Genomic DNA, 16,220 nt, shown 5'->3' with positions numbered 1-16,220 from the left:
CATCAATCCGCGCGATACGGGTGGGAGGATGCACGGATGGTGGCTCTTCGGGATGGTTTCCCCCGATTTTCGGACGGTGCCGTCCGGCCCCGGGCGGCACCCCGGGGCCGTCGTCCGGCCGTCGTCCGGACGACGTTCAGACCTCGCCGGGGACGCGCGGGGCGCTGACCGTGGTGCGCGGGGGACGCCGCTGCGAGGAGCGGCGGACGATCAGCTCGGTCGGCATCAGCTGCCCCTCCGGGTTCTCGGTGAACGAGCCGATCCCCTCGATGGCGTCGATGAGCAGGTTCACCACGGTGGTGCCGATCCGCTGCGGCTGCAGGGACAGGGTGGTGATCGGCGGCTCGGTGCTGGCGTAGACGTCGCTCTCGCTGCAGCAGACCAGCAGCAGGTCCTCGGGGACGCGCAGCGCGTAGCGGCGGGCAGCGGCCAGCAGGTCGGTGCCGTTGGGGTCGAACAGCCCGTAGACCGCGTCCGGCCGGTCCGGGCGGGCCAGCAGCCGGTCGGCGGCGACCGCGCCGGCGCAGGGGTCGTGCGCCGGGTAGGCCTCGTACAGCGGCTCCTGGCCGACCCGGCGGCACCAGCCGAGGTAGGCCTCGGTGCTGAGCCGGGTGTAGGTGTCGGTGCTGGTGCCGGTGAGCAGCCCGATCCGGCGGGCGCCGGCCTCGGCCAGGTGGTCCAGGATCTCCAGCACGGCGCTGGCGTGGTCGTTGTCGACCCAGGCGGTGACCGGGCAGTTGCCCGGCTTGCCGTCGCTGACCACGGGCAGGCCCTGCCGGTACAGCTCGGCGACCATGGGGTCGTGGTCGGCCGGGTCGATCACCACGGTGCCGTCCAGGGCGACGTTGCTCCAGACGTCGTGCCGGGAGGTGGCGGGCAGCACCACCAGGGCGTAGCCGCGGGTCAGCGCGGCCGAGGTGGCGGCCCTGGCCATCTCCGCGAAGTAGGCGAACTCGGTGAAGGTGAAGGGCTCCTGGCCGTAGGTGGTGACGGTCAGGCCGATCAGCCCGGACCGTCCGGTGCGCAGGGTGCGGGCGGCCGCGGACGGGCGGTAGCCCAGCCGTTCGGCCACTTCGCGGACCTTGCTGCGGGTCTCGTCGGGGAGTCGGCCCTTGCCGTTCAGGGCGTCCGAGACGGTGGTGATGGAGACTCCGGCCGCGGCTGCCACATCGCGGATTCCGGCTCGCTCCGTCCGCCGGGCGTGGGTGGTGCGCCGGCCGCTCTGGTTGGCTGCTGCTGCTGTCATGTCGGCACGATCGTATGGCCCGGCGGGGACAGTTGTGGGGGGTCTGCGCGGGTTTGCCGCAGATACGTTTCTCCATGAGCATTTATGCTCTTTGCCCATGCTGCGAGCATCAATTGCCAGGCGTTCCCTGTGTTTCCATTACAGCTTGCTGCCGTGGCAGAGGAAGCATCGCCACAACGCCGAAGCAACAAGTCACTCGCACGGGTGATATATCCCCGATCGGCTCGTATGGTGATCTCGACCAGAAGACGGCACAGGTGAAGAGGATGACGACGGTGAGCCAGACCCCCGAGCCGCAGCAGGGACCCCGACTGCGGGAGGCCCTGCGCGGCATCCCCGCCTACAAGCCGGGCAAGCCCGCGGCCGGCGCCGACGGGGCGCCCGCGTTCAAGCTCTCCTCCAACGAGAACCCCTACCCGCCGCTGCCGGGCGTGCTGGAGACGGCCGTGGCCGCCGCCGGGAGCATCAACCGCTACCCCGACATGGGCTGCACCGGCCTGATCGCCGAACTGGCCCAACGCTACGGCGTCCCCGAGGCGCACCTCGCCACCGGCACCGGCTCGGTCGGCGTGGCCCAGTCGCTGGTGCACGCCACCGCGGGCCCCGGCGACGAGGTGGTGTTCGCCTGGCGCTCGTTCGAGGCCTACCCGATCATCGTCCAGATCGGCGGCGCGACCGCGGTGCCGGTCCCGCTGACCGACGGGGACGTGCACGACCTGGACGCGATGCTGGCCGCGATCACCGAGCGGACCCGGCTGGTCTTCGTCTGCAACCCCAACAACCCGACCGGCACCGTGGTCCGCCGCGCCGAGCTGGAGCGCTTCCTGGACGCAGTCCCCGCCGACGTGCTGGTGGTGCTGGACGAGGCGTACACCGAGTTCGTCCGCGACGCCGGGGTGCCGGACGGCATCGAGCTCTACCGGGACCGGCCCAACGTCTGCGTGCTGCGCACCTTCTCCAAGGCCTACGGCCTGGCCGGGCTGCGGGTCGGCTTCGCGGTCGCGCACGAGCCGGTGGCGAACGCGCTGCGGCAGACCGCGGTGCCGTTCGGCGTCAGCCAGCTGGCCCAGGACGCGGCGGTGGCCTCGCTGCGCTCCGAGGACGCGCTGCTGGAGCGGGTGGCCGCGCTGGTCGCCGAGCGCGACCGGATCGAGGCCGCGCTGGCCGCCCAGGGCTGGACCGTGCCGGTGTCGCAGGCCAACTTCGTCTGGCTCCGGCTCGGCGGCCGGACCGCGGACTTCGCCGCGGCCTGCGCCGAGGCCGGGGTGGTGGTCCGCCCGTTCGCCGGTGAGGGGGTCCGGGTGACCATCGGCGAGGTCGAGGCGAACGACCTGTTCCTGCAGACCGCCGAGGTGTTCCGGAAGACGCTCTAGCCGCCCGGCTGGCAAGGCGCTGTCGGGGGGTTAGCGGGTTTCTGGGAGCGGCGGGCCGCACGGTCGGCCGACTGGCGGGAAACACCCAGGCGGCGGGGGCCTCTGCCGGGAATGCCCGGTATTCGACGGCCCGCCGCTGCCAGCCCGCTCCCAGGAACCGGCCAGCAGATCGAAGGCAAGCCCGGCCAGGCTCCCCGGCATGAAGGTGCTTCCACAACGGCGCAGAGCCGCTCTCCTCAACTCCCTGCTCGCCGTGTGCCTGCTGGCCGGAGCCGGGGCCGCGTACGCCTCGGTCGGGTCCGGGTCCTCGGCCAGGACGACCAGTACCACCAGCACCGCGACCGTGCAGAAGGGCACCGTGCTGGCCACGGTGAGCGGGTCGGGCTCGCTGGTCTCGCCCTCGGACGCCGGCGACAGCTTCGTCACCGGCGGGACCGTCACCAAGGTCTACGTGGCGGCGGGGGACAAGGTCAGCAAGGGCGAGATCCTGGCCGAGGTCGACCCGACCAGCGCGAACGCGACGCTCGCCGAGGCGCGGGACGCGCTGGTCACGGCAAAGGCCCAACTCACCGACGCCGAGGCCGGAACCACCGGCAGCACGGTCAGCGCCAGCGCGGTCGCCTCGGCCGAGGCGCAGGTCTCGCAGGCCGAGAGCACGGTCACCAGCGCGCAGGCCGCGGTGGACGGCACGGTGCTCAGGGCGAGCGTCGCCGGGACGGTGGCCTCGGTCGGCAACAAGGTCGGCGACACCGTCTCCGGCAGCTCCGGCAGCAGGTCGGCCGCTTCGAGCACGTCGTCGTCCAGTACCCCCAGCGGGTTCGTGGTGATCACCAATCCGGCCGGGATGCAGGTCACCGCCGACTTCTCGGAGACCGACGCGCTGAAGCTGAAGAAGGGCATGGGCGCCACGGTCACCCTCAGCGCGACCGAGGCCACCCTCAACGCCAAAGTGCTGTCCGTCAGTTCGCTTCCGGTGAGCAGCAGTTCATCCGGCGGCAGCTCGTCCACCGCGGTCCAGTACCAGGCGACCCTGGTCATCACCAGCAGCACCGCGGGCCTGCGCACCGGCCTGTCGGCCACCGTCGCGGTCGCCACCGGCTCCGCGACCAACGCCCTCTACCTGCCGACCGCGGCGGTGACCGGCACCGGCAGTACCAGGACGGTGACCCTGGTCAACGCGGACGGCAGCACTCAGACGAAGTCGGTGACGGTCGGCGTCGAGGGCAGCAGCGGCATCCAGATCGTCTCTGGGCTGACCCTGGGCCAGACGGTGCGGATCACCACGGTGTCGCAGTCCGGCAGCGGCGGCTTCCCCGGGGCGGCGGGGGCGGTGGCCGCTTCGGCGGTGGCGGTGCGGGCGGCGGCGCGGCGGGCATCCCCGGTGGCGCGGACGGAGCCCGCTGACGGCGGCACGACCGCCACGGAGATCACCACGGTGCGGTCCGTCAGGGCCGCCGATCTGAAGCCGGGTCAGACCGCGACCGTCGAGGGCACCACCAACAGCTCAGGAAACGCCACCACCACGGTCACCGAGGGGGGCTGACCGTGGTGGCGGGGGGAAGCGGGATCAGCTTGAGGGCGTGGCCGGCGGCGGGGTCGCCCCGGCCGCGTCGCCGCCCGGGGTAGGCAGCAGGGCACTGCAGACCTTGTACGCGGCTGCGGTCTTCGGGTCGGCGGTGTTGATCGACCGCGGATTGGTGTTCGCCGGGACGGTCACCCCGTGGTCCTTCATGCAGCTGCTGAAGGCGGCCATCGCGGTGCCGCCGCCGGCGCCGCCGCGGTTGCCGCCGAAGCCGCCGAAGCCGCCCTTCGGGGCCAGTGAGGCGCAGGCCTTCATCGCGGCCTGCGCGCTGGGGTTGGCCGAGGCCCCGCCGAAGCCGCCGAATCCGCCGCGGCCGTAACCGCCGCTCGGGCGGTCGCTGGGGTTGCGGCTGAAGCCGCCGGACGGGCGGTCGCTCGGGTTGCGGCTGAAGTTGCCGCCCCCCGGCCGCCCGGTGGGCATGGTGACACCGTGCTGGGACAGGCAGTTCCGGTACGCGGTGAACTGGGCGCTGCCGGACGCGGAACCGGAGGCGGACGGCTGGGCCGTCGCGGCCGAGGGGGAGGACGACGAGCAGCCCGACAGCAGCAGCGCGCCGAGGCTGACTATTCCGGCGGCGGCGAGGGCACGAGGATGGAGGCGGGTCATAAGGCCTGACCTCACCGCACCGGGGTGCGTAGGGCCTGCATGAAGCCTGGCAACTTGCTGGGATTTACGTGCCGCCGCAGACATCCGGAACCGAGAGGAACGGGCACCGTGCCCCGTTCTGTCCGGTTTTCTGTGATCGAACCGGCGTCAACGTACCCAGCGAACTCCCAGACACCTCCCAGAGCTTCGCAGGACGGGCGGGACAGTCTGTGCCGCATGAAGGTGCTCCCACGACGGCGCAGGGCCGTCCTGTTGAACTCCGTACTCGGCCTGGTGCTGGTCACAGGCGCGGGAGCCGCGTACGCGTCCGTGAACAGCAGCAGTAGCAGCAGCTCCAAGAACGCCGCCCGTACGGCGACTGTCGAGCGCGGCACAGTGCTGGCCACGGTGTCCGGATCGGGGTCGCTGACCTCGCCGACCGACGCCGGTGTCAACTTCACCACCGGCGGGACGCTCACCGCGGTGGACGTCTCCCCGGGTCAGAAGGTGACCGCGGGCCAGGTGCTGGGGAAGGTCGATCCGACCTCCGCCAATGAGACGCTGAGCTCCGCCGAGGCGCAGCTCACCTCCGCCGAGGCCAACCTCACCGCGGTCGAGAGCGGTCAGAGCTCCAGCAACAACAGCGGCGGCGGCAACAGCGGCGGCAGCGGCGGTGGCAACAGCACCGGCGGCAGCAATGTCAGCGACAGCACCGGCGGCGGCACCGGCCGCTCCGGCGGGACCACTCCCACCGCGCAGACCTCGCCGAAGCCCACCGCCAGCCGCACGCCGACCAGCCCGGCCGCCCCCACCGCGACGGCCACCGCCAGTGCCTCGGCCAAGAAGACCGACTCGGTGCAGGACGCCGCCTACGTGCAGGCCGCCAGCGCCACGGCGACGGTGGACCCGGCCCAGCTGGCGTCCGCCGAGCAGCAGGTCACCTCGGCGCAGAACGCCGTGGACGCGGCCCAGCGCGCGGTCGCCGGGACGGTGCTGAAGGCCCCGGTCAGCGGCACGGTCGCGTCGGTCACCGGCAAGGTCGGCGACACCGTCTCCGGCACCTCCTCCTCCGGCGGCGGCGGGTCGTCCAGCAGCTCCAGCAGCTCCAGCTCCTCGGCCCTCAGCGGCTTCGTGGTGATCACCAACCCGACCGGGATGGAGGTCTCGGCGGACTTCTCCGAGGCCGACGCGCTGAAGCTGAAGGCGGGCCAGCCGGCCACGGTGACCCTGAACGCGCAGACCGGCACCGTCCTCAACGCCAAGCTGCTGTCCATCAGTTCGCTTCCGGTCAGCAGTTCCTCCGGCAGCGGCGGCGGTGGCGGCAACTCGTCCAGCGCGGTGCAGTACGCGGCGCTGCTGGCGATCACCAGTGACACCTCCGCCCTGCGCACCGGCCTCAGCGCCAGCGTGCAGGTGGTGACCGGTTCGGCGACCAACGCCCTCTACCTGCCCACCGCGGCGGTGACCGGGACCGGCGCGGCCAGCTCCGTCACCGTGGTCGAGGCGGACGGGACGACCAAGCGCCAGACGGTGACCGTCGGCGTGCAGGGCGACACCGACGTGCAGATCACCGACGGGGTGACCGAGGGCGAGAAGGTGCAGTTGACGGTCGTCGCCAGCACCGGTTCCGGCGGCTTCCCGGCCGGCGGCTTCCCGGGCGGCTTCTCCCGGGTCGGCGGTGGCGGCGGCGCAGGTCGCGGCGGCTTCGGCGGCGGTGGTCGGGGATGAGGCTGGGCCGGCGGGAAGCACCGCCGAAGCGTGAGGCCCAGCCGGAGGGGCCGCGGTCGCGCGGCCCGATCCCGATCGTCGCGGTGCGCCGCCTGGTCAAGACCTACGGCCACGGCGACGCCGAGGTGCACGCCCTCAGCGGCCCCTTCGACGCCGAGGGCGTGGAGCAGGGCATCGATCTGACCATCCATCAGGGCGATTTCGTCGCCATCATGGGCAGTTCGGGTTCCGGTAAGTCGACCCTGATGAACATCCTGGGCTGCTTGGACGCGCCCACCTCGGGCCGCTATCTGCTGGACGGCATCGACGTCGGCCACTTGGACGAGAGTCAGCTCTCCCTGGTCCGGAACCGCAAGATCGGTTTCATCTTCCAGTCGTTCAACCTGGTGCCGCGCACCACCGCGCTGGCGCAGGTCGAACTCCCGTTGGCCTACGCCGGGGTGAAGGCGGCCGAGCGCCGCCGCCGCGCCGTGGCCGCACTCACCCTGGTCGGCCTGGCCGACCGGGCCGACCACCGTCCCAATGAACTCTCCGGCGGTCAGCAGCAGCGGGTCGCCGTGGCCAGGGCCCTGGTGACGGCCCCGGCGATGCTGCTGGCGGACGAGCCGACCGGGAACCTGGACAGCCGCAGTACCGACGACGTGCTGGCGATCGTGGACCGGTTGAACGCCTCCGGCCGCACCATCGTCCTGATCACCCACGAGGACGAAGTCGCCCGGCACGCCAAGCGCGTGGTCCGGCTGGTGGACGGCCGGGTCTACTCCGACGTGCGGCAGGCGCCGCTGGCCGGACTGCCGCCCGCGCTGCTCGACCCGGACGACTTCGCCGCGCACTCCCTGCACACGCAGAATGCCACCAACATCCTGACCGGAGGCACCCGGTGAACCCGTTCCAGACCCTGCGGTTCGCCTTCGGCGGCCTCGCCGCCAACAAGGTCCGCTCCGGGCTCACCATGCTGGGCGTGCTGATCGGCGTCGCCGCGGTGATCCTGCTGCTGGCCGTCGGCAACGGCTCCTCCCAGGCCGTCAAGAACTCGATCGAGGCCCTCGGCACCAACTCGCTGACCGTCTCCTCCGGCGCGGGCCAGGCCAACTCGACCGCGACCAGCACCAAGCCGCTGACCGTCGCCGACGCCAAGGCGCTGGCCGACCCGTCCCAGGCCCCCGACATCAAGGGCGTCGCCCCCGAGGTCACCACCTCGGGCACGGCGATCTACCAGGGCACCTCGCACAGCGTCGGCTCGGTGGTCGGCACCTACCCGGCCTACTTCGAGGCGTCCAACAGCAAGGTGGCCAAGGGCGACTACTTCAGCGACGACGACGTGCTCAACTCCCGCAAGGTCGCGGTGATCGGCTCCACCACCGCGACCGACCTGTTCGGCACGGCCAGCCCGATCGGCAAGGTGATCACCATCGGCGGCACGCCGTTCACCGTGGTCGGCGAGCTGGCCACCAAGGGCGGCACCGGCTTCCAGGACCCGGACGACGTGGTCATCGCACCGCTGCCGACCGTGCAGAACGCCTTCACCGGCTTCGGCTCGCTCAGCCAGATCCTGGTCGAGGCGACCTCCGCGGACGCCACCACCAACGCCCAGAACGAGATCACCACGATCCTGATGGGCACCCACGGCATCCACAGCGCCACCGCCCTGGACTTCCGGGTGAGCAGCCAGACCTCCCTGCTGAGCACCCAGAGCTCCACCACCCAGACCTTCACCGTGCTGCTCGGCGCCGTCGCCGCGATCTCGCTGCTGGTCGGCGGGATCGGGATCACCAACATCATGCTGGTCACGGTCACCGAGCGGACCAGGGAGATCGGCATCCGCAAGGCCATCGGCGCACCCAAGGGCGTGATCCTGGGCCAGTTCCTGGCCGAGTCCACCCTGCTCTCCCTGGTCGGCGGCGGCCTCGGCGTCGCCGCGGCGCTGATCGGGTCGCACTTCACCATCGTCGGCATCAAACCCGTGGTGATCCCGGAGTCGGTGTACGGGGCCTTCGGCATCGCCGTCGCCATCGGCCTGTTCTTCGGCGGCTACCCCGCCAGCCGGGCTGCGAGCCTGCGCCCCATCGAGGCACTCCGCCATGAGTGACCGTCACTTCCCTGAGAGGACAACCGACATGGCCGGACGCCACACCGACCTGGTCAAGACCGAATCCTTCGTCCCCGGCCTGCGCGAGGAGCCGACCGAGGAGCTGGCGCTGCTGGACTCCGGCGACCTCTCCCCCGAGGAGATCCTGGCCGAGGCCCCGGACGCCAGGGACATCAGCGCCGAGCTGGCTGCGCCCCCGCGCCGCAAGCTGCCCTGGCTGACGCTGGCCCTGTGCGGCGGCGTGGTCGCCGCGCTGGCCTTCGCCGGCGGCGCCCTGGTCGAGAAGAACAACCTGACCGGGTCCACCCCGAGCGCGGCCGGCGGCAACTTCGCCGGCTTCAACCGCGGCGGCGCGACCGCCGGCACCGGCGGCGCCAACCGCCAGGGCACCGGCACCGGCGGCGGGGGCGGCGGGGGAGCGACCACCGGAACCGTCAAGCTGGTCGACGGCAGCACCGTCTACCTCACCGACAGCTCCGGCAATGTGGTCAAGGTCACCACCGGCAGCTCCACCAAGGTCAGCGTCACCAAGAACGGCAAGGTCAGCGACCTGCAGCCGGGCCAGAGCGTCACCGTCCTGGGCAGCACCGACGCCTCCGGCGACCTGGCCGCGACCACCGTCACCGAGGGCGCCAGCCCGTTCGGAGCGGGAGGGTTCGGCGGCTTCGGCGGCTGACCGTCCTCATCTTTTCTTCACAGCAGCGCCCTAGGGTGCTGCTCACCCTCCGTCCCATCCCGTCAGGGGCCTCCATGGACAGCACCGAAGCCAGCCTGCTGGTCGTCGACGACGAGCCCAACATCCGCGAGCTGCTCTCGGCCTCGCTCCGCTTCGCGGGCTTCGCCGTCGCCTCCGCCGCCTCCGGCGCCGAGGCAGTCGCCGCGGTGGCCCGGCACCGGCCCGACCTGGTGCTGCTCGACGTGATGCTGCCGGACATGGACGGCTTCGCCGTGGTCCGGCGGCTCCGCGACGAGCAGCCGGGCAGCCCGGCCGGACGCGGCGGCGAGCGGGACCGGATCCCGGTGATCTTCCTCACCGCCAAGGACGGGGTGGACGACAAGATCAGCGGGCTGACCGCGGGCGGCGACGACTACGTCACCAAGCCGTTCAGCCTGGAGGAGCTGATCGCCCGGATCCGGGCGATCCTGCGCCGCACCGGCGGCCCGGCCGACGCGGGCCGGCTGGTGGTGGCCGACCTGGAGCTGGACCCGGTCGGCCACCAGGTGGTCCGGGCCGGGCGGCAGGTCTCGCTCTCGCCCACCGAGTTCAAGCTGCTCGAATACCTGATGAGCAACACCGGCCGGGTGGTCTCCAAGATGCAGATCCTGGACCACGTCTGGGCCTACGACTTCGGCGGCGACCTCAGCATCGTCGAGTCCTACATCTCCTACCTGCGGCGGAAGATCGACCCGGGGGTCGAGGGCACGCCCAAGTTGATCCACACCGTCCGAGGAATCGGCTATGTCCTTCGCCGCCCGCCTGCCTAGGCGCACCTACCGCTTCCTCCGCGGCGGCCTCTCGCTGCGCGGCCGGCTGCTGGTCCTGGTCGTGGTGCTGGTCGCGGCCGGGCTCGCGGTCAGCGACGTGCTGGTGCTCGGCACGGTCAAGGTCCAGCTGGTGCAGCGGGTCGACGACCAGCTGACCCGGTTCGCCGGCTCGATGGGGAAGCACCCGGCCGGCTTCGGCTTCGGCCGCCCCGGCGCGCTGCCGGGGTACGACGAGTCCGGGCTGCCCAGCCGCTACGTGGTGACCTTCCGCAATCCCGACGGCAGTTACGGCGACCAGTTCCGCCAGCCGGTGACCGCCACCGACCCGCGCCCGGCGCTGCCGCGGCTCAGCGCGGAGGGCCTCTCCGACCGGGTGGGCAAGCCCTTCACCGTGCCCAGTGACCACGGCGGCGGCGAGTGGCGGGTGCTGGTCCTGCCGGTGGTCCCGCCGACCGCCGGGGCCGCCCCCGCGAACTACCCGGACGCCGTGGTGGTCGCCTCCTCGCTGGAGGACACCGACGCCACCGTCGCCAAGCTGAGCAACGGCTTCCTCGCCATCGGCGTCGCCGTCCTGCTGCTGATCGCGCTGGCCGGCTGGTTCGCGGTGCGCACCGGGCTGAAGCCGCTGCGCCGGATCGAGACCACCGCCACCGAGATCGCCGCGGGCCACCCGCTCTCGCACCGGATGCCGGAGGGCTCCCAGCGCACCGAGGTCGGCCGCCTCGCCGCCTCGCTCAACTCGATGCTGGCGCAGATCGAGTCGGCCTTCGCCGCCCGCGCCGCCTCCGAGGGCCGGATGCGCCGCTTCGTCGCCGACGCCAGCCATGAGCTGCGCACCCCGCTCGCCGGCATCCGCGGCTTCGCCGAGCTGTACCGGATGGGCGCGCTCAGCGAGGAGGCCGACGTCAAGCGCACCATGGTCCGGATCGAGAGCGAGGCGGTCCGGATGGGCGGCCTGGTCGAGGACCTGCTCACGCTCGCCCGGCTGGACGAGCAGCGCCCGCTCGAACTCGCCCCGATGGACCTGCGCACCCTCGCCGCCGACGCCCTGCACGACACCACCGCGCTCGACCCCACCCGCCCGGTCGCGCTGACCGGTCCCGGCGGCGACACCGCCCCCACCGCGGCCCTGGTCCTCGGCGACGAGGCGCGGCTGCGCCAGGTGGTCACCAACCTGGTCGGCAACGCGGTCAAGCACACCCCGCCGGGCACCCCGGTCCGGATCGGCGTCGGCACCCTGAACGGCCACGGCGTGATCGAGGTCGCGGACCACGGACCGGGGTTGACGGACGATCAGGCCGCCCGGGTGTTCGAACGCTTCTACCGGGTCGACTCCTCCCGCAGTCGCCACGACGGCGGCGGCGCGGGCCTCGGCCTGGCCATCGTCTCCGCCCTCACCAGCGCCCACCACGGCGAGGTCGAACTGCTCACCGCGCCCGGCGCGGGCGCGGTCTTCCGGGTCCGCATTCCGGCCGTTCACTGAGACACGCCCCCCGGTGCAAGCGCTGGGAACCTCTGAGCGATAATACTTTGTGAATGTGTTCACGTTCACAAAGGAGCACTGACGTGGAGCTTGCCCTGGCCCACGAGACGATGGCGCGTTGGCAGTTCGGCGTCACCACCGTCTACCACTTCCTCTTCGTCCCGCTGACCATCAGCCTCTCCGTCCTCACCGCCGGGCTGCAGACCGCCTGGGTCCGCACCGGCAAGGCGTCCTACTTCAAGGCCACCAAGTTCTGGGGCAAGCTCTTCCTGATCAACATCGCGATGGGCGTGGTCACCGGGATCGTCCAGGAGTTCCAGTTCGGCATGAACTGGTCCGCCTACTCACGGTTCGTCGGCGACATCTTCGGAGCTCCGCTCGCGATGGAGGCGCTGATCGCCTTCTTCTTCGAGTCCACCTTCATCGGCCTCTGGATCTTCGGCTGGGAACGGCTCCCCCGGAAGATCCACCTGGCCTGCATCTGGATGGTCTCGCTCGGCACCGTCCTCTCCGCGTACTTCATCCTCGCCGCCAACTCCTGGATGCAGCACCCGGTCGGCTACCGGATCGGCGCCAACGGCCGGGCCCAGCTCACCGACATCGGCCGGGTGCTGTTCCAGAACACCACCCTGGTGGTCGTCTTCCACACCCTCACCGCCGCGTTCCTCACCGGCGGCGCGTTCATGGTCGGCATCGCCGCGTACCAGCTCCGCCGGCAGGCCCGGCTCGGCGAGACCAGCAGCGACAAGATCGCCTCGATGCGGACCTCGCTCCGGCTCGGCCTGGTGGTCACCGTCGTCTTCGGCCTCGGCACCGCGATCAGCGGCGACAGTCTCGGCAAGGTCATGTTCGAGCAGCAGCCGATGAAGATGGCCGCGGCGGAAGCCCTGTGGGACACCGCGCAGCCGGCCCCCTTCTCGGTCTTCGCCTACGGCAACGTCTCCGAGGGCCGCAACACCATAGAGATCTCCATCCCCGGCCTGCTCTCCTTCCTGGCCACCGGGAACTTCCACGACGCCGTCCCCGGCATCAACAACGTCCAGGCCCAGGAGAAGGCCAAGTACGGCGACCTCGCCCCCACCTACGAGCCCAACATCCCCACCGCGTTCTGGGGCTTCCGCTGGATGATCGGCTTCGGGATGACCTCCTTCGCGGTCGCCCTGGCCGGACTCTGGCTCACCCGCAAGCGGCTCTGGCTCGCCCCCGAACACCGCCGCGCCCCGGACCAGATGCCGCTGCTGATGCTCACCCGCAACCGCGAGCTCGGCCCCTTCCTCAGCACCTGGGCCTGGCGCATCGCCGTGCTCACCCTCGGCTTCCCGCTGATCGCCAACTCCTGGGGCTGGATCTTCACCGAGACCGGCCGCCAACCCTGGTCCGTCTACGGGCTGATGACCACCGCCGACGCGGTCTCCCCCACCGTCTCCGTCGGCGAACAGCTCACCTCGCTGATCGTCTTCACCCTCCTCTACGCGGTGCTCGCCGTGGTCGAGGTCAAGCTCCTGGTCACCTACGCCAAGGCCGGCCCCACCGACGAGGAGCCCCCCAGCACCGACCCCACCCTCCGCGGCGGCCCGTCCGACGACGCCGACAAGCCGCTGGCCTTCGCGTACTGAGAGGAGAGAGCCATGCACCTGCACGACGTCTGGTTCGTCCTGATCGCCGTCCTCTGGATCGGCTACTTCTTCCTGGAGGGCTTCGACTTCGGCGTCGGCGTCCTCACCAAGGCCCTGGCCCGCGACGAGCGGGAGCGGCGGGTGCTGATCAACACCATCGGCCCGGTCTGGGACGGCAACGAGGTCTGGCTGCTCACCGCCGGCGGCGCGACCTTCGCCGCGTTTCCCGCCTGGTACGGGACGCTGTTCAGCGGGTTCTACCTGCCGCTGCTGCTGATCCTGGTCTGCCTGATCGTCCGCGGCGTCGCCTTCGAGTACCGGGCCAAGCGTTCCGACGAACGCTGGAAGCGGCGGTGGGAGCACGCCATCTTCTGGACCTCGCTGCTGCTGGCCTTCCTCTGGGGGGTGGCCTTCGCCAACATCGTGCACGGCACGAAGATCGACAAGGCCGGGGACTACGTGGGGAACGTCTTCGACCTGCTCCACCCCTACGCCCTGCTGGGCGGGCTGGTGACGCTCACCCTCTTCACCTTCCACGGCGCGGTGTTCGTCTCGCTGAAGACCCTCGGCGAGATCCGCGACCGGGCCAGGGCGCAGGCCCGGTGGTACGGGGTCGCCGCGGCGGTGCTCGCGGTGGCGTTCCTGGTGTGGACCCAGGTGGACGGCGGCGACGGGTGGTCGCTGGGCGCGATGGTGGTGGCCGCCCTGGCCCTGGTCGCCGCGCTCGGCCTGAACGAGGCCGGGAGGGAAGGCTGGGCCTTCCTCCTCTCCGGGGTGACGATCGTCGCCGCGGTGGCGATGCTGTTCCTCTCGCTCTACCCGGACGTCATGCCGTCCTCCCTCGACCCGGCCTGGTCACTGACCGTCAGCAACGCCTCGTCCTCGGCGTACACCCTTCGGGTGATGACCTGGGTTGCCGGGGTCATGACTCCGCTGGTGCTCTGTTACCAGGGCTGGACCTATTGGGTCTTCCGCAGGCGGATCGGGGTCCGCAACATTCCTGTCTGAAGCTTTGCCTGCGGCGCGGGGGGTTGCATGGCAGCGGGTGTGGGCCGGGTCGGGGTAGTCGCTCTGGGGCCTGCTGCGAAACGGGTGCTTGGAGTCGAGGTGCCTTTGCTACGCCGCTCGCACCCGTTTCTCGCTTTGACGGCCCCTGCCGCGACCACCCCGCCCCGTCCCACCCCCTCCCGTGCGTAGGGGGGAACAAACAACGCTGCGCACGCCGCAGTTTCGTCCGGGGCTCGGCTTGAATCGAATGTCTGAGGTGTGTGATGAAGCCCGTTGATCCGAGGTTGGTGCGGTACGCCGGGGGATTCCTGCTGACGTCGGTGGCCCTGGGGGTGCTGGGCGCCGGGCTGGTGATCGCGCAGGCGATGCTCGTCGCCGAGATCGTCGTCGGGTGCTTCCAGCGGCACGCGTCGGTGGGCCTGCCCTTGGCGCTGTTGGCCGGGGTCAGTGTGCTCAGGGGAGCCGTCGCCTGGGGGACCGAGGTCGCGGCGCACCGGGCCTCGGCGACGGTGAAGTCGCAGCTGAGGGAGCAACTGTTGGAGCGGGCTGCCCAGTTGGGCCCCTCCTGGCTCGCCGGGCAGCGCAGCGGTGAGCTGGTCACCTTGGCCACCAGGGGTGTTGACGCCTTGGACGACTACTTCGCGCGCTACCTGCCGCAGTTGGCGCTCGCCGTGGTGGTCCCGGTGGCGGTGATCGCCCGGATCCTGTTCGCCGACTGGCTCTCCGCGTTGATCATTGTGCTGACGCTGCCGTTGATCCCGGTCTTCATGGTGTTGATCGGGCTCGCCACGCAGAGTGCGACGGACCGTCAGTGGGCCGTGCTGGGACGCCTGTCGCACCACTTCCTGGACGTGGTCGCCGGGTTGCCGACGCTCAAGGTCTTCGGCCGGGCCAAGGCGCAGGCTGAGGCCATCAGGAAGACCACCGACCAGTACCGCAGGGCGACCATGCGGACCCTGCGGCTGGCCTTCATCTCGTCCCTGGCCCTGGAACTGCTGGCGACCATCTCGGTCGCCCTGGTGGCCGTGGGCATCGGCATGCGGCTGGTCGACGGCAGCCTCGACCTCTACACCGGTCTGGTGGTCCTGGTCCTCGCCCCGGAGGCGTACCTGCCGATCCGGCAAGTGGGTACTCACTACCACGCCAGCGTCGAGGGCCTGGCCGCCGCCGAACAGATCTTCGCCGTACTGGAAACACCGGCACCCACCCGGGGGGACGTCCCTGCCCCCCGGGTGTTCGACCTCTCCGTCGACCTGACCGTGGACCACGCGCCCGGACTGCACGACTTCTCCCTCACCATTACTCCTGGCGAGATCCTCGCCGTCACCGGGGTCTCCGGGGTCGGCAAGACCACCCTGCTCTCCACGATCCTCGGCTTCACCGCACCCACCACCGGCGGCGTCCGGGTCAACGGGCACGACCTGGCGACCCTCGCCGACTGGCACTCCCGCGTCGCGTGGGTCCCCCAGCACCCGCACCTGTTCCCGGGCACCGTCGCCGAGAACGTCCGACTGGCCCGCCCCGAGGCCACCGACCGCGACCTCCGCGCCGCGTTGGAAGCCGCGCACGCCTGGGAGTTCGTCTCCGCACTCCCCCTCGGCACGGAGACCCCCCTCGGCGAGAACGGCCACGGCCTCTCCGCAGGCCAGCGCCAGCGCCTCGCGCTGGCACGGGCATTCCTCGCCGACCGCCCGCTGGTCCTGCTGGACGAGCCCACCGCCAACCTGGACGGCGCGGCGGAAGCCGCGGTCGTGGACGCGATCCGTGCGCTCGCCCGCGACCGCACGGTCATCCTGACTGCGCACCGCCCCGCGCTGCTAGCTCTGGCAACCCGTCAACTGACCCTCACAGCAAGCACCCCGGACGAAACCACGGCGTGCGCACCACGCCTTTTCACCCCCTACGCACGGGAGGGGGTGGGACGGGGCGGGGTGGTCGCGGCAGGGGCCGTCAAAGCGAGAAACGGGTGCGAGCGGCGTAACAAAGGCACCTCGACTCCAAGCACCCGTTTCGCAGCAGGCCCCA

Annotated in this window: 13 protein-coding genes; 11 read left to right on the top strand and 2 right to left on the bottom strand. The window is 71.4% G+C overall.

The window, feature by feature from the left end; translation table 11 throughout:
• Window positions 1-136: 136 nt before the first annotated feature.
• The gene (locus ACEZDE_RS12820; RefSeq protein ID WP_380535736.1) at window positions 137-1,246 is read right to left on the bottom strand and encodes a LacI family DNA-binding transcriptional regulator; all 1,110 of its coding nucleotides are present in this window, start codon (window positions 1,244-1,246) and stop codon (window positions 137-139) included.
• 275 nt (window positions 1,247-1,521) lie between these two features.
• On the opposite strand from ACEZDE_RS12820, the gene hisC reads away from it, so the two are divergent.
• Entirely contained in the window at window positions 1,522-2,619 is a 1,098-nt protein-coding gene (gene hisC, locus ACEZDE_RS12815) for a histidinol-phosphate transaminase (RefSeq protein ID WP_380535734.1), read from the top strand.
• Window positions 2,620-2,818: 199 nt separating this feature from the next.
• On the top strand, window positions 2,819-4,162 hold the full coding sequence (locus tag ACEZDE_RS12810; protein ID WP_380535732.1) for an efflux RND transporter periplasmic adaptor subunit: 1,344 nt from the start codon (window positions 2,819-2,821) through the stop codon (window positions 4,160-4,162).
• A gap of 24 nt (window positions 4,163-4,186) precedes the next feature.
• Here ACEZDE_RS12810 and ACEZDE_RS12805 read toward each other — a convergent pair whose 3' ends face one another.
• Window positions 4,187-4,807, bottom strand: coding sequence for a hypothetical protein (locus ACEZDE_RS12805; RefSeq protein WP_380535730.1), 621 nt, complete (start codon window positions 4,805-4,807; stop codon window positions 4,187-4,189).
• Between the two features lie 216 nt (window positions 4,808-5,023).
• On the opposite strand from ACEZDE_RS12805, the gene ACEZDE_RS12800 reads away from it, so the two are divergent.
• The 9 genes from ACEZDE_RS12800 to cydD form a co-directional block, all read left to right on the top strand.
• Complete coding sequence (locus ACEZDE_RS12800) at window positions 5,024-6,514, top strand: efflux RND transporter periplasmic adaptor subunit (RefSeq protein WP_380535729.1); 1,491 nt, start codon at window positions 5,024-5,026, stop codon at window positions 6,512-6,514.
• A complete protein-coding gene (locus tag ACEZDE_RS12795; protein WP_380535727.1) occupies window positions 6,511-7,398 on the top strand; it encodes an ABC transporter ATP-binding protein in 888 nt (295 codons plus the stop codon). Before ACEZDE_RS12800 ends, ACEZDE_RS12795 begins: the two co-directional genes overlap by 4 nt.
• The gene (locus ACEZDE_RS12790; RefSeq protein WP_380535725.1) at window positions 7,395-8,603 is read left to right on the top strand and encodes an ABC transporter permease; all 1,209 of its coding nucleotides are present in this window, start codon (window positions 7,395-7,397) and stop codon (window positions 8,601-8,603) included. Before ACEZDE_RS12795 ends, ACEZDE_RS12790 begins: the two co-directional genes overlap by 4 nt.
• Window positions 8,604-8,631: 28 nt before the next feature.
• The gene (locus tag ACEZDE_RS12785) at window positions 8,632-9,279 is read left to right on the top strand and encodes a hypothetical protein (protein ID WP_380535723.1); all 648 of its coding nucleotides are present in this window, start codon (window positions 8,632-8,634) and stop codon (window positions 9,277-9,279) included.
• A 74-nt stretch (window positions 9,280-9,353) separates the two neighbouring features.
• On the top strand, window positions 9,354-10,088 hold the full coding sequence (locus tag ACEZDE_RS12780) for a response regulator transcription factor (protein WP_380535721.1): 735 nt from the start codon (window positions 9,354-9,356) through the stop codon (window positions 10,086-10,088).
• The gene (locus ACEZDE_RS12775; RefSeq protein ID WP_380535719.1) at window positions 10,063-11,571 is read left to right on the top strand and encodes a sensor histidine kinase; all 1,509 of its coding nucleotides are present in this window, start codon (window positions 10,063-10,065) and stop codon (window positions 11,569-11,571) included. Before ACEZDE_RS12780 ends, ACEZDE_RS12775 begins: the two co-directional genes overlap by 26 nt.
• 83 nt (window positions 11,572-11,654) lie before the next feature.
• On the top strand, window positions 11,655-13,187 hold the full coding sequence (locus ACEZDE_RS12770; RefSeq protein ID WP_380535717.1) for a cytochrome ubiquinol oxidase subunit I: 1,533 nt from the start codon (window positions 11,655-11,657) through the stop codon (window positions 13,185-13,187).
• A 12-nt stretch (window positions 13,188-13,199) separates the two neighbouring features.
• Window positions 13,200-14,195, top strand: a complete 996-nt coding sequence (gene cydB / locus ACEZDE_RS12765; RefSeq protein WP_380535715.1) for a cytochrome d ubiquinol oxidase subunit II — start codon at window positions 13,200-13,202, stop codon at window positions 14,193-14,195.
• Between the two features lie 263 nt (window positions 14,196-14,458).
• A partial coding sequence (gene cydD / locus ACEZDE_RS12760) for a thiol reductant ABC exporter subunit CydD (RefSeq protein ID WP_380535713.1) occupies window positions 14,459-16,220 on the top strand: 1,762 nt, incomplete at its 3' end.

Source organism: Streptacidiphilus cavernicola, assembly GCF_042510955.1.
Lineage (GTDB): Bacteria > Actinomycetota > Actinomycetes > Streptomycetales > Streptomycetaceae > Streptacidiphilus > Streptacidiphilus cavernicola.
The sequence above is the reverse complement of the archived record's forward strand: the minus strand, read 5'-3'. Positions and strand labels throughout refer to the sequence as shown.

Coding starts and splice junctions, on each gene's coding strand:
- ACEZDE_RS12805 (WP_380535730.1), bottom strand. CDS start 4,807: ATGACCCGCCTCCATCCTCGTGCCCTCGCCGCCGCCGGAATAGTCAGC.
- ACEZDE_RS12780 (WP_380535721.1), top strand. CDS start 9,354: ATGGACAGCACCGAAGCCAGCCTGCTGGTCGTCGACGACGAGCCCAAC.
- ACEZDE_RS12800 (WP_380535729.1), top strand. CDS start 5,024: ATGAAGGTGCTCCCACGACGGCGCAGGGCCGTCCTGTTGAACTCCGTA.
- ACEZDE_RS12795 (WP_380535727.1), top strand. CDS start 6,511: ATGAGGCTGGGCCGGCGGGAAGCACCGCCGAAGCGTGAGGCCCAGCCG.
- ACEZDE_RS12810 (WP_380535732.1), top strand. CDS start 2,819: ATGAAGGTGCTTCCACAACGGCGCAGAGCCGCTCTCCTCAACTCCCTG.
- ACEZDE_RS12785 (WP_380535723.1), top strand. CDS start 8,632: ATGGCCGGACGCCACACCGACCTGGTCAAGACCGAATCCTTCGTCCCC.
- cydB (WP_380535715.1), top strand. CDS start 13,200: ATGCACCTGCACGACGTCTGGTTCGTCCTGATCGCCGTCCTCTGGATC.
- ACEZDE_RS12775 (WP_380535719.1), top strand. CDS start 10,063: ATGTCCTTCGCCGCCCGCCTGCCTAGGCGCACCTACCGCTTCCTCCGC.
- ACEZDE_RS12820 (WP_380535736.1), bottom strand. CDS start 1,246: ATGACAGCAGCAGCAGCCAACCAGAGCGGCCGGCGCACCACCCACGCC.